The following is a 13415-nucleotide window of genomic DNA, read 5'->3' on the forward strand; positions in this document are numbered from 1 at the left end:
CACCGCCTCACGGAGCCCACCACCCCACGCAAGGAAGCCAGTTGAACGCCACCCCCGCATCCGACGGCCGTTCCCGTCCCACCGCCGGCGGATCCTGTGACACGCAAGCCCCGCGCGCCCAGGAGCGTGACTCGATCCCGTGGCAGCAGGGCGGCGACCAGGACGCGGAGCGTCCATGCACCCCCGTCGACCTCCTGGAACACCCGGACCCCGCGACTGCCGCCCAGGTGGCAGCGGTCGAGAACCTGCTGCGCTGTTGGGTGCGTGAGAACAACATCGCTCCTCCTTCCTCGGGTGCGCTCCGCGTCCCGCTGCCCGCGAGCGGCACCGTCCTTCTCGTCCCGGTCCACTACTGGTCGCCCTCCGGCTGGCACCGCTTCGGCCTGCCCTCCCTGGAGAACGCGCCGCCGCACGCCAACGGCGTGGACGCCGTCGCCCTCGCCGCCCTCCTGAGCAGGGAGTCGGCCCATGGCGAGGCCGACGCCAACGCCCCTGCCGACTCCGGCGATCCCGCCCAGGGAGCCCCCGCCCCCGGGGGCGACAGTGGTGAACTGGTAGTCCGCGTCGCCGACTCCCTGCGCCGCACCACCGAGTTCATCGCGGACCGCCGTCACCGCCCCGCGGACGAGGCCGACCCCTTCCTCGCCGCAGAACAGGCGCTGCTCCTCGGGCACCCGCTGCACCCGACTCCGAAGAGCCGCGAGGGGCTGTCCGACGCCGAAGCGGGGCGCTACTCACCGGAGTTGCGTGGCTCCTTCCCCCTGCACTGGATCGCCGTGTCCCCGGGCGTGCTCGCCCACGACTCGGCCTGGACCGAACAAGACATCGCCCGCACCGCCGCCGAACTCACCTCCCAACTGGCAGGACCGGGACTCCCACTGCCCGCAGGGCACGCCGCGCTGCCCGTACACCCATGGCAGCTGCGCGAGCTGCGTGAACGCCCCGCCACGGCCGCCCTCCTGGACGCCGGACTGCTGAGCGACCTGGGCCCGCACGGTGAGCCCTGGTTCCCCACCTCCTCCGTCCGCACGTTGTACCGGCCCGGTGCGCCGGCCATGCTCAAGCTCTCCCTCGGCCTGCGCATCACCAACTCCCGCCGGGAGAACCTCCGCAAGGAACTCCACCGGGGCGTCGAGGTCCACCGACTCCTCGGCGCCGGTCTCGCCGAGCAGTGGCAGGCCGCGCACCCCGGTTTCGACGTCGTCCGCGACCCGGCCTGGCTCGCCGTCGACGGCCCGGACGGCGAACCGGTGCCCGGCCTTGACGTGATGATCCGCACCAACCCCTTCCGCTCTCACGACGACGCGGTGTGCGTCGCCGGCTTCGTCTCGCCCAGGCCGACCACCGACCCGACCGCAGACCCGACCGCCGACCCAGCCGACGCCCCGGCCGACGGCAGCGCCCACCCGGCCATGAGCTCCCGCCTCGCCGAGACCGTGACCCGGCTCGCGGCCCGCACCGGACGAGCCCGCGGAGCCGTCTCCGCCGAGTGGTTCCTGCGGTATCTGGAACACGTCGTACGGCCCGTGCTCTGGCTCGACGGCGAAGCCGGCGTCGCCCTGGAGGCCCACCAGCAGAACACCCTGGTGCTCCTGGACGCCGAAGGCCGGCCCGTCGGCGGGCGCTACCGGGACAACCAGGGCTACTACTTCCGCGAGTCCCGCCGCGCCGAACTCGACCGGCGCCTGCCCGGCATCGGCACGCACAGCGACACGTTCGTCGACGACGACGTCACCGACGAGCGATTCGCCTACTACCTCGCCATCAACAACGTCCTCGGCCTGATCGGAGCCTTCGGTTCCCAACGGCTTGCCGACGAGCAGCTGCTGATCGCCGAGTTCCGCCGCTTCCTCGGCGAAGCCGCCACCGGTCCGAACCGGCAACGCAGCACACTGCCGAGCCTGCTGCTCGACTCACCCACGCTGCGCTGCAAGGCCAACATGCTCACCCGGCTGCACGGCCTCGACGAACTCGTCGGACCTGTCGACACCCAGTCCGTCTACGTCACCATCCCCAACCCCTTTCATTCCCGTCGTACCTGAGAGAGGAGCGTCGCCTTGCCTCCCACCGATGCGAGCACCGACGCCGACACCACTCCCACCGCCGTCCCGCACGCCCCCGCCCCACCCGCGGAGCAGGCGGAGAGCGCAGGGAGCGCGGAGAGTTCGGAGGGCGCCGAGAACGCGGAGCACACGCGGAGCGCGGACGGTGCGGACAGCGCCGATTTCCAGGACACCCTGGACCTGCGCCTGCCCGACGAACTGCTCGCGCTCATCGCGGGGCAGGACAGCGGGCACCGGCTCGCCCCCGACCCCACGGCCCTGACCGAGCACGACCTGCTGGACGGCGTGGGGGAGTGGGGACCGGTCACCACTCCCTCAGGCGTGTTCCAGCTCGTCCCGGTGCGCGTCGAGCGAGACCTGGCACTCCTCAGCCGCTGGATGAACGACCCCGCCGTGGCCGCCTTCTGGGAGCTCGCGGGACCCGACACCGTCACCGCGGACCACCTGGGCCCCCAACTCGACGGCGACGGACGCAGCGTGCCCTGCCTCGGAGTCCTCGACGGCGCGCCCATGAGCTACTGGGAGATCTACCGCGCCGACCTCGACCCGCTGGCCCGCCACTACCCCGCCCGCCCGCACGACACCGGAATCCACCTCCTCATCGGTGGCATCACCGACCGCGGACGAGGTCTCGGCACCACGCTGCTCAAAACCGTCGCCGACCTCGTACTCGACCATCGACCGCGCTGCGCGCGCGTCATCGCGGAACCCGACCTTCGCAACACCCCCTCCGTCTCCGCCTTCCTGGGCGCGGGATTCCGCTTCTTCGCCGAGGTGGACCTCCCCGACAAAAGGGCCGCGCTCATGGTCCGTGACCGCGCCCTGCGCAACGTGCTCCAGGCCAATCACTCTCTGTAACGAACCTCGACCCGATCCGGTTCCCGTCCGAGGAGTCCCCGTGCCGAATCCGTCCGTCGCCCCGAGTTCCGAAGAGCCGGCCGAGCTCTACGACCCGCCCGAGCTCACGTCCGGGAACTGGGGCAGGGCGGGCGCACGGCTCCTGGCCAAGCTGATCGGCGAATTCGCCTACGAGGACATCCTGCGACCGACGGCCCTCACCCCGGCCGGCCCCGACCCCCGCCCCTACGCCCTGCCGCTCCCCGGCGGCCCCGGGGTCGAAGAGAGGGAGACCGGCGGCACCATCCATTTCCGCGCCCGCCGCGGCGCGTACGGCAGTTGGCAGGTCGACCCGGCGAGCCTGGAGTGGGAAGCCGGCCTGCCGGGCAAGGACGGGCCGACCGGGCATGCGGAAAGCGAGCCGACCGGGACAGCGGGAACGGCTCCGGCCGAAGGCGGACGCGAGCCCGTCACCGACCCGCTCGCCTTCCTCCTGCGGGCCAAGCACGCTCTCGGCCTCGACGGCAGCACCCTCGGCCATCTCATCCGCGAACTCACCGTCACCCTCGCCGCCGACGCCCGCCTCGACCACACGGCGCTCACCGCGTCGCAGCTGGCCGACCTCGGATACGCCGAGCTCGAGGGGCACCAGACCGGCCACCCCTGGCTCGTACTGAACAAGGGGCGTCTGGGGTTCTCCGCGACCGACACCGCACGCTGGGCACCGGAGTCGCGTCGCCTCACCCGCCTCCCGTGGCTCGCGGTGCACACTGCCCTCGCCAGCTACCGAGGCGTCGCGGGCCTGGAGGATCCCGCCTCCCTCTATGACGGCGAACTCGACGGGCCGACCCGGGCGTTGTTCGCGCAGGCGCTCCGGTCGCGCGGACTGGACCCGGCGGCGTATCTCTATCTCCCCGTGCACCCCTGGCAGTGGGACGACACCGTGCTGCCGCTCTTCGCGCCGTCCATCGCCACGAACGACATCGTTCCGCTCCCCACGGACGGTGATCTGCGCCTGCCCCAGCAGTCCATCCGTACGTTCCTGAACACGGCTCGCCCCGACCGGCACACCGTGAAGCTGCCGCTCTCCATCCTCAACACCCTTGTATGGCGCGGACTTCCCACGGAACGCACCTGGGCGGCGCCCGCCGTCACCACATGGGTGCACGCACTGCGCGATGCCGACCCCTTCTTGCGCGACGAATGCGGTGTCATCCTGCTGGGCGAGGTCGCATCCGTGACCGTGGAACACCCGCTGTACGACGGGCTCGACGAAGTCCCCTACCAGTACAAGGAATTGCTGGGCGCCATCTGGCGCGAGCCCCTCACCCGGCACCTCGCCCCTGGAGAGCGCGCCCGAACGCTCGCCTCCCTGTTGCACATCGACACTGAAGGGCGCGCGTTCGTCGCGGAGCTCGTCGCCCGCTCGGGCCTGGACCCGAAGACATGGCTCCGTAGGCTCTTCGCCGCGCTGCTGCCCCCACTGCTGCGCTTTCTCTACCGCTACGGGACCGTCTTCTCTCCGCACGGGGAGAACGCCATCGTCGTCTTCGACGACCAGGACGTGCCCGTGCGGCTCGCGGTCAAGGACTTCGTGGACGACGTCAACATCAGCTCGGAGGCGCTCCCCGAGCACGACTCCATGCCTGACGACGTGCGCGAGGTCCTGCTCACCGAGGACCCCGCGTTCCTGACCCAGTTCATCCATTCGGGACTCTTCGTCGGCGTCTTCCGCTACCTGGCGCCGCTGTACGAGGAGCAACTAGGGCTCCCCGAGGACGAGTTCTGGTCCCTGGTGCGCGCCGAGATCCTGCGCCACCACGCGCGCTTCCCGGAGCTCAAGGAGCGGTACGAGATGTTCGACCTGCTGACTCCGCGGATCGAGCGCCTGTGCCTCAACCGCAACCGGCTGCATCTCGACGGCTACCGCGACCGCGCCGACCGCCCGCACGCGGCCGTGCACGGCACCGTTGCCAATCCGCTGCATCAGCCGTGATCGCCGGATTGTCAGTGGCTCCGTTTAGGGTGGTCGAGCTATGACGAAGCCCTCACTCCCCGAGCTCCTGCACGCCGCCGTCACCGCTGTCGGCGGCACGGAGCGCCCTGGCCAGGTGACCATGGCCGAGACCGTCGCCGAGGCGATCGACGACGGTTCCCATCTGCTTGTCCAGGCGGGCACCGGCACAGGTAAGTCGCTGGGCTACCTCGTGCCGGCCCTGGCCCACGGGGAGCGCGTGGTCGTGGCGACCGCCACGCTGGCGCTGCAGCGCCAGCTCGTGGAGCGGGACCTGCCGCGCACGGTCGAGTCGCTGCACCCACTGCTCCGGCGCCGCCCCAGTTTCGCAATGCTCAAGGGCCGGTCGAACTATCTGTGCCTGCACCGTCTCCACGAGGGCGTACCTCAGGAGGAGGAAGGGGGCCTCTTCGACCAGTTCGAGGCGGCCGCGCCCACCAGCAAACTGGGCCAGGACCTGCTGCGCATGCGGGACTGGGCGGACGAAACGGAGACGGGCGACCGGGACGACCTCACGCCCGGCGTCTCGGACAAGGCCTGGTCGCAGGTCTCGGTCTCCTCGCGCGAGTGCCTGGGAGCGTCGAAGTGCGCCTACGGCCAGGAGTGCTTCGCCGAGATGTCACGGGAGCGCGCCAAGCTCGCCGACGTCATCGTGACCAACCACGCGCTGCTCGCGATCGACGCGATCGAGGGCGCGCCGGTCTTGCCGCAGCACGAGGTGCTGATCGTGGACGAGGCGCACGAACTGGTCTCGCGGGTGACCGGGGTGGCGACGGGGGAGCTGACTCCCGGCCAGGTCACCCGGGCGGTGAGACGCGCGGCGAAGCTGGTCAACGAGAAGGCGGCGGACCAGCTGCAGACCGCCTCCGAAGGCTTCGAGCGGGTCATGGAGCTCGCCCTGCCCGGCCGCCTCGAGGAAGTCCCCGAGGACCTCGGCTACGCGCTCATGGCCCTGCGCGACGCGGCCCGTACGGTGATCACCGCAATCGGCACCACGCGCGACAAGTCGGTCCAGGACGAGGACGCCGTCCGCAAGCAGGCCCTCGCCGCCGTGGAGAACATCCACGACGTGGCGGAGCGGATCGCGAACGGCTCGGAGTGGGACGTCGTCTGGTACGAGCGCCACGACCGCTTCGGAGCCTCCCTGCGCGTCGCACCCATGTCGGTGTCCGGCCTCCTGCGGGAGAAACTCTTCAGCGACCGCTCTGTCGTCCTGACCTCGGCGACACTGAAGCTCGGCGGCGACTTCAACGGGGTGGGGGCCTCGATGGGCCTCGCCCCCGAAGGCACCGAGGGCGAGGACCTGCCGGTCTGGAAGGGGATCGACGTCGGATCGCCGTTCGAGTACCGCAAGCAGGGCATCCTCTACGTCGCCAAGCATCTGGCGAAGCCGACGCGTGACGGTACGCGCACGGACATGACGGACGAGTTGAGCGAGCTGATCCAGGCGTCCGGCGGCCGTACGCTCGGCCTCTTCTCGTCGATGCGGGCGGCGCAGGCGGCGGCCGAGGAACTGCGGACGCGGATTCCGGAGTTCCCGATCCTGCTGCAGGGCGAGGACACCCTGGGGGAGCTGATCAAGGCCTTCGCGGCGGACCCGGAGACCTGTCTGTTCGGAACCTTGTCGCTGTGGCAGGGCGTGGACGTACCGGGCCCGAACTGCCAGCTGGTCGTGATGGACAAGATCCCGTTCCCGCGGCCGGACGACCCGCTGATGAGCGCGCGCCAGAAGGCCGTAGAGGAAGCGGGTGGCAACGGCTTCATGGCTGTGGCCGCGACACACTCGGCGCTCCTGATGGCGCAGGGCGCGGGCCGCCTCATCCGGGCCATGGGCGATCGCGGCGTGGTCGCGGTCCTGGACCCCCGGCTGGCGACGGCACGCTATGGCAGCTATCTGAAGGCCTCGATGCCGGACTTTTGGTTCACGACGGACCGGAACCAGGTGCGGCGTTCGCTCTCGTCGATCGACGCGGCTGCGAAGAAGGCGGAAGCGGAATAGGACCCGACCCGCACGCACGGAGCACGCACGGAGCCTGGCGCGGACAGCGCTGGGCCCCGGAACCGGCGCAGTTGGTTCCGGGGCCCGGTCAGGGAGGAGCGTCAGACGCGCCGCAGGACGGCCACCACCTTGCCGAGGATCGTCGCCTCGTCACCGGGGATCGGCTGGTACGCGGAGTTGTGCGGCAGGAGCCAGACATGGCCGTCCTCCCGCTTGAAGCGCTTGACCGTGGCCTCGCCCTCGAGCATCGCGGCGACGATGTCGCCGTTCTCCGCGACGGGCTGGCGGCGGACCGTGACCCAGTCCCCGTCGCAGATCGCGGCCTCGATCATCGAGTCGCCGACGACCTTCAGGACGAACAGCTCACCGTCACCGACGAGCTGCCGGGGCAGCGGGAAGACGTCCTCGACCGACTCCTCGGCGAGGATCGGACCACCGGCGGCGATCCGGCCCACCAGGGGCACATACGAAGCCGCGGGCTTGCCCGCGGTGTCCGTGGGCTGCGCGCTGGGCTGGTCCGAACCACGGACCTCGTACGCGCGCGGGCGGTGCGGGTCGCGGCGCAGGAAGCCCTTGCGCTCGAGCGCCATCAGCTGGTGCGCGACCGACGATGTGCTGGACAGGCCGACCGCCTGGCCGATCTCCCGCATGGACGGCGGGTACCCCCGACGCTGCACCGAGTCCCGGATGACCTCGATGACGCGGCGCTGCCGGTCCGTGAGCCCCGAGCTGTCCGCGCGGATACCTGGGGGCCGGCCGGGCAGTGAGCGCCCCGGCTTGGGGCCCTCCTGACTCATGGCTGTGTCATTCATGGCATGCACCGGCTCGAGTCGGCCCTGGGCGCGGCCCTGGGCAGTGATGGTGGCACTGTCTGCGGTCGTGGTCACGTCGGTAGGCCCCTCTCGAGAATGTCTCCCTAGCTAGCCAACGGTAGTTCCTTTCGAAAGGTTGCGCCAAACACACGTTCGAGTGAAAAACCGTCGATTGCTTGTCGTGATCATGTACCTGGGTGTACGGCGACCTCGAAGCGGGGCGGCAATTCAGCTCAATCCGGTACGCTTCTTCGTTGGAGTCGAGGCTCGGCCCGTGGGTCCCCACATTCTGCCACTCGCCTCTCCGTCGACCAGGCACCGCCCTTGTTCCTTCTCGTGTCGTGCCGGTGCGGATTCGAGCGTCGCGCGGCCCTTGCCGCAGCTGGTGCGAGGCGTTCCGCGCGTGCGACACGCCCGACACGCGCATGGGCCCTAAAAAGCGACCGAACCCCAGATGTAGTGGTTGGATTGGATCCGCAGCCCAGAAGTTGTGGTCCCCGGTCCATCTTGGTCGCGGTCATCGCCTATGCTTGGGGCTGCTTCGAGAGGCGTGATTCAGCCTCTTGTGGCTATCGAGTCGTGCCGTGAAGGAGGGTTGGGAGATCATGCACTGCCCCTTCTGTAGGCATCCCGACAGTCGTGTCGTCGACAGCCGCACCACCGACGACGGCACGTCGATCCGCAGGCGCCGTCAGTGTCCGGACTGCTCCCGCCGTTTCACGACGGTGGAGACGTGCTCACTGATGGTCGTGAAGCGGAGCGGGGTGACCGAACCCTTCAGCCGTACCAAGGTCATCAACGGCGTACGCAAGGCGTGTCAGGGTCGTCCGGTCACCGAGGACGCCCTCGCCCAGCTCGGCCAGCGGGTCGAGGAGGCGGTACGCGCCACCGGAAGCGCCGAACTGACCACGCACGACGTGGGCCTGGCCATACTCGGCCCGCTTCAGCAGCTGGACCTCGTCGCTTACCTGCGGTTCGCGTCCGTGTACCGGGCGTTCAACTCGCTGGAGGACTTCGAGTCGGCCATCGCGGAACTGAGGGAACAGACGCCCGGCGCGGAAACGGACGGCGCGGGCGAAGAGCGTACGCAGAGCGAGTGCGGGCCCGGCGGGACTGCAGAAGTCCCCGTGCCCGCCCACGCAGCCGACTGACGGCCACGGGCCGGGCGGCGGCGACCCCAAGACCTGTTGCGGGCGGCAAGAACTGCGGCCGCAACACAAGACAGACACCGTGCACGGGAAGATCCGGGCACTTTAGGGCGTTTTAGCCCGATATATGGGAGGCGGCATGACAGAGACGGCGAGCGGCCCGGCACGAGGCTCCCGAGCCAAGGGAGCCAAGGCCAACAAGGGTCTGCCTGTCGAGCGCGTCCACACCACCCCTGGTGTGCACCCGTACGACGAGGTGGAATGGGCGCATCGTGACGTCGTCATGACCAACTGGCGCGACGGCTCGGTCAACTTTGAGCAGCGTGGCGTCGAGTTCCCCGAGTTCTGGTCGGTGAACGCGGTCAACATCGTCACCAGCAAGTACTTCCGGGGCGCCGTCGGCACCCCGCAGCGCGAGGTGAGCCTCAAGCAGCTCATCGACCGCATCGTGAAGACGTATCGGAAGGCCGGCGAGGACAACAAGTACTTCGCCTCGCCCGCCGACGCCGAGATCTTCGAGCACGAGCTGGCCTACGCGCTCCTGCACCAGATCTTCAGCTTCAACTCGCCGGTGTGGTTCAACGTCGGCACGCCCCAGCCCCAGCAGGTCTCGGCCTGCTTCATCCTGTCCGTCGACGACTCCATGGAGTCGATCCTCGACTGGTACAAGGAAGAGGGCATGATCTTCAAGGGCGGCTCCGGCGCCGGCCTGAACCTCTCCCGCATCCGCTCCTCCAAGGAGCTGCTCTCCTCCGGCGGCAACGCCTCGGGTCCCGTGTCCTTCATGCGCGGTGCCGACGCCTCCGCAGGAACGATCAAGTCGGGTGGCGCCACGCGCCGCGCGGCCAAGATGGTCATCCTCGACGTCGACCACCCCGACATCGAGGGCTTCATCGAGACCAAGGTGAAGGAAGAGGAGAAGGTTCGCGCCCTGCGTGACGCGGGCTTCGACATGGACCTGGGCGGCGACGACATCACGTCCGTCCAGTACCAGAACGCCAACAACTCGGTCCGTGTGAACGACGAGTTCATGAAGGCCGTCGAGTCCGGCTCGAAGTTCGGCCTGCGCGGCCGCATGGACGGCGAGGTCATCGAAGAGGTCGAGGCCAAGTCCCTCTTCCGCAAGATGGCCGAGGCCGCCTGGGCCTGTGCCGACCCCGGCATCCAGTACGACGACACCATCAACCACTGGCACACGTGCCCGGAGTCCGGCCGCATCAACGGCTCGAACCCGTGCAGCGAGTACATGCACCTGGACAACACGTCCTGCAACCTCGCCTCGCTGAACCTGATGAAGTTCCTGAAGGACGACGGCAAGGGCCACCAGTCCTTCGACGTCGAGCGCTTCTCGAAGGTCGTCGAGCTGGTCATCACCGCGATGGACATCTCCATCTGCTTCGCGGACTTCCCGACGCAGAAGATCGGCGAGAACACCCGTGCCTTCCGTCAGCTCGGCATCGGCTACGCGAACCTGGGCGCCCTGCTCATGGCGACCGGCCACGCCTACGACTCGGACGGCGGCCGCGCTCTCGCCGGTGCGATCAGCTCGCTGATGACGGGTACGTCCTACAAGCGCTCGGCCGAGCTCGCCGCGGTCGTCGGCGCCTACGAGGGCTACGCGAAGAACGCCACGCCGCACCAGCGCGTCATGAAGCAGCACGCCGACGCCAACACGGCGGCCGTCCGCATGGACGACCTGGACTCTCCGATCTGGGCCGCCGCCACGGAGGCCTGGCAGGACGTCATCCGCCTCGGCGAGAAGAACGGTTTCCGCAACGCTCAGGCGTCCGTCATCGCCCCGACCGGCACCATCGGTCTCGCGATGTCCTGCGACACGACCGGTCTTGAGCCCGACCTCGCCCTGGTCAAGTTCAAGAAGCTGGTCGGCGGCGGCTCGATGCAGATCGTCAACGGCACCGTGCCGCAGGCCCTGCGCCGCCTGGGCTACCAGGAGGAGCAGATCGAGGCGGTCGTCGCCCACATCGCCGAGCACGGCAATGTGATCGACGCCCCGAGCCTCAAGCCCGAGCACTACGAGGTGTTCGACTGCGCCATGGGCGAGCGTTCCATCTCCGCGATGGGCCACGTCCGCATGATGGCGGCCATCCAGCCGTGGATCTCCGGCGCGCTCTCCAAGACGGTCAACCTGCCGGAGACGGCGACCGTCGAGGACGTCGAGGAGGTCTACTTCGAGGCCTGGAAGCTGGGCGTCAAGGCGCTCGCCATCTACCGCGACAACTGCAAGGTCGGTCAGCCCCTCTCCGCCAAGAAGAAGGAGCAGGCGAAGACCGAGGTCACCGAGAAGACCGAGGCGACGATCCGTGAGGCCGTCGAGAAGGTCGTCGAGTACCGCCCGGTCCGTAAGCGCCTCCCGAAGGGCCGTCCCGGCATCACCACCTCCTTCACGGTGGGCGGCGCCGAGGGCTACATGACCGCCAACTCCTACCCGGACGACGGTCTCGGTGAGGTCTTCCTGAAGATGTCCAAGCAGGGGTCCACCCTCGCGGGCATGATGGATGCCTTCTCCATCGCCGTCTCGGTCGGCCTCCAGTACGGGGTGCCGCTGGAGACCTACGTCTCGAAGTTCACCAACATGCGCTTCGAGCCGGCCGGCATGACGGACGACCCGGACGTGCGGATCGCGCAGTCGATCGTCGACTACATCTTCCGCCGCCTGGCGCTCGACTTCCTGCCCTTCGAGACGCGCTCGGCGCTCGGCATCCACTCCGCCGAGGAGCGTCAGCGTCACCTGGAGACGGGTTCGTACGAGCCGTCCATCGACGACCCCGAGGTCGACGTCGAGGCCCTGGCCCAGTCGGCGCCCCGCGCCCAGGAGCTGAAGGCCGTCGAGACGCCGAAGGCCGGGGACGCCACCGCGCAGTCGGTGCCGCAGCAGGCGCACACCAGCGCCGAGCTCGTCGAGATGCAGCTGGGCATCCAGGCCGACGCCCCGCTCTGCTTCTCCTGCGGAACGAAGATGCAGCGGGCCGGCTCCTGCTACATCTGCGAGGGCTGCGGTTCGACCAGCGGCTGCAGCTGATCCGGCTGAACGCCTGATCCGGCTGAACGCCTGAACTGAGGGGCGGCGGAACCACTACGGTTCCGCCGCCCTTTGGCGTAGGCGTCCGAACCCCGCAGTGGGCGCGCCGAATGTGCCTAGAGAGCGCCCATCGCCGCGGCGAACGCGTTCAGATCGCCGTCGTCGAAGCCCCGTACCGCCTCGTGGAACACCCACTCCCCGTCGGCACCCCGGGTGAACTCCGCGACCGTGGTCGCAGAAGCGCCGGAGACCACCGCGAAGTCGTGCTGCGACAGGTCGGTGTAGCCCTCTCTTATGCGGACCGCCGTGTTCGGGATGTCCGCGAAGACCTTGGCACGACCGGGCTCCTGCTCGCTCTGCTGGATGGCCACGCCCACGACCACGCGCGCGTACGAGGACGCGAGCCGCTCCAGTTCGAGCGTCATGACCTCGTCGAAACCGAAACCCTGTCCGGTCCTGCTGTCCCGGTTCAGCGTGATGGTCCCGTCCGGCGAACGGCTGTCGAAATGGACGATGTAGGCGGGGCTGCCGTGCGGGTCGTCGTCCGTGTACGCCGCGGCGATCAGGTCCAGGTCGTGGGGAGGCGAGCCCATCGGGCTCGGGTCCCACTTCAGGCCGATCTCGATCTTCTCGATCCCCTTGCGGAGGCTGCTCACCGAACTCCCCCTCCTCGGTGCGATGTTGAGTACTACGGACACGCTACGTGGTCCCACTGACAACAACACGACCATCTCCTCAGAGGCGTCTCGACCGTGGGTTCGGGACCACCACGGCAGGCAGCCGGCGCGCCGTACGATGGCGCGGTGCTGGTCAAGTGGATTCGTTGCACTGTGGTGGATCGTCGGGGTTTCGAGCGGGGACAGCGGAAATGGGCGGGGCTTCTGGGAGAGCCGGGATTCCGTGGTCAGGGCGGGGGCTGGAGCAGGCAACGGCCCGGTGTGGCCCATGTATTCGGCTTCTGGGAGAGCCGTGCCTTCTACGACTCCTTCATGGCGCGCTCCCACGACCGGCTCGCGGCCGCGCAGTCGGGGACGTACAAGAACCTCCAGGCGAAGCTCTTCGATCATCGCTTCGATGTGAAGACCGGGTTCGAGCCGCGGTTCACCGACGCGGACGTTGTGCGGGTGGCGCACTGCACGGTGCGCGCCGACCGGGCCGAGCACTACACGTTGATGCAGCAGAAGGTGTGGAACCCGGCGATGGCCGGCTCGCCCGGCATGGTCCGGGGACTGTTCGGCGACGCCCCAGGAGGCGAGTTTCTGGTCCTCTCCATGTGGCGCTCGGCGGCCGAGCACGGAAAGTACCAGGTCGACCGGGTGGAGCGGCTCTCCGCGCGCGCCCAGACGGATGCCGACATCGCGGCCATCACGGGGGACATCGTGGAACTGGAGTCGACCTGGACGGTCTGAGCGGGTGACCACGCGCGCGTGCCCGTCGCTCTGTCGTTGTGATCCACATGACCTCCGCCGCAGGGCCCGCACGGGTGCTCGAAGCCGCCCGGC

9 protein-coding genes are annotated in these 13415 nt (G+C 69.2%); 7 read left to right on the plus strand and 2 right to left on the minus strand.

What is annotated here, in order from left to right; translation table 11 throughout:
- Positions 1-41 precede the first annotated feature (41 nt).
- From ACWD2L_RS17460 to ACWD2L_RS17475, 4 genes are read left to right on the plus strand one after another with little or no spacing between them, the layout of a single operon-like run.
- The gene (locus ACWD2L_RS17460; RefSeq protein WP_451190050.1) at positions 42-2042 is read left to right on the plus strand and encodes an IucA/IucC family protein; all 2001 of its coding nucleotides are present in this window, start codon (positions 42-44) and stop codon (positions 2040-2042) included.
- A 15-nt stretch (positions 2043-2057) separates the two neighbouring features.
- Entirely contained in the window at positions 2058-2921 is an 864-nt protein-coding gene (locus ACWD2L_RS17465; protein ID WP_351333006.1) for a GNAT family N-acetyltransferase, read from the plus strand.
- Positions 2922-2961: 40 nt separating this feature from the next.
- On the plus strand, positions 2962-4896 hold the full coding sequence (locus ACWD2L_RS17470) for an IucA/IucC family protein (protein WP_351333009.1): 1935 nt from the start codon (positions 2962-2964) through the stop codon (positions 4894-4896).
- Positions 4897-4936: 40 nt separating this feature from the next.
- Entirely contained in the window at positions 4937-6913 is a 1977-nt protein-coding gene (locus tag ACWD2L_RS17475; RefSeq protein WP_351333011.1) for an ATP-dependent DNA helicase, read from the plus strand.
- A 101-nt stretch (positions 6914-7014) separates the two neighbouring features.
- Here the strand turns inward: ACWD2L_RS17475 and lexA are convergent, their stop codons facing one another.
- Complete coding sequence (lexA, locus tag ACWD2L_RS17480) at positions 7015-7800, minus strand: transcriptional repressor LexA (protein ID WP_327661174.1); 786 nt, start codon at positions 7798-7800, stop codon at positions 7015-7017.
- Between the two features lie 530 nt (positions 7801-8330).
- Here lexA and nrdR point away from each other — a divergent pair.
- Positions 8331-8876 carry a transcriptional regulator NrdR gene (gene nrdR / locus ACWD2L_RS17485; protein ID WP_351333092.1) on the plus strand — a complete coding sequence of 182 codons (546 nt, stop codon included), beginning with the start codon at positions 8331-8333 and terminating at the stop codon, positions 8874-8876.
- Between the two features lie 136 nt (positions 8877-9012).
- Positions 9013-11913, plus strand: coding sequence for a vitamin B12-dependent ribonucleotide reductase (locus ACWD2L_RS17490; protein ID WP_351333015.1), 2901 nt, complete (start codon positions 9013-9015; stop codon positions 11911-11913).
- 116 nt (positions 11914-12029) lie between these two features.
- Here the strand turns inward: ACWD2L_RS17490 and ACWD2L_RS17495 are convergent, their stop codons facing one another.
- Positions 12030-12569: a TerD family protein gene (locus tag ACWD2L_RS17495; protein WP_351333017.1), complete on the minus strand. Its 540-nt coding sequence runs from the start codon at positions 12567-12569 to the stop codon at positions 12030-12032.
- Positions 12570-12716: 147 nt separating this feature from the next.
- On the opposite strand from ACWD2L_RS17495, the gene ACWD2L_RS17500 reads away from it, so the two are divergent.
- Positions 12717-13322 carry a YdbC family protein gene (locus ACWD2L_RS17500; RefSeq protein ID WP_351333020.1) on the plus strand — a complete coding sequence of 202 codons (606 nt, stop codon included), beginning with the start codon at positions 12717-12719 and terminating at the stop codon, positions 13320-13322.
- Positions 13323-13415: the final 93 nt, after the last annotated feature.

This window comes from Streptomyces sp. NPDC002754, assembly GCF_053592315.1.

Coding starts and splice junctions, on each gene's coding strand:
- ACWD2L_RS17490 (WP_351333015.1), top strand. CDS start 9,013: ATGACAGAGACGGCGAGCGGCCCGGCACGAGGCTCCCGAGCCAAGGGA.
- nrdR (WP_351333092.1), top strand. CDS start 8,331: ATGCACTGCCCCTTCTGTAGGCATCCCGACAGTCGTGTCGTCGACAGC.
- ACWD2L_RS17475 (WP_351333011.1), top strand. CDS start 4,937: ATGACGAAGCCCTCACTCCCCGAGCTCCTGCACGCCGCCGTCACCGCT.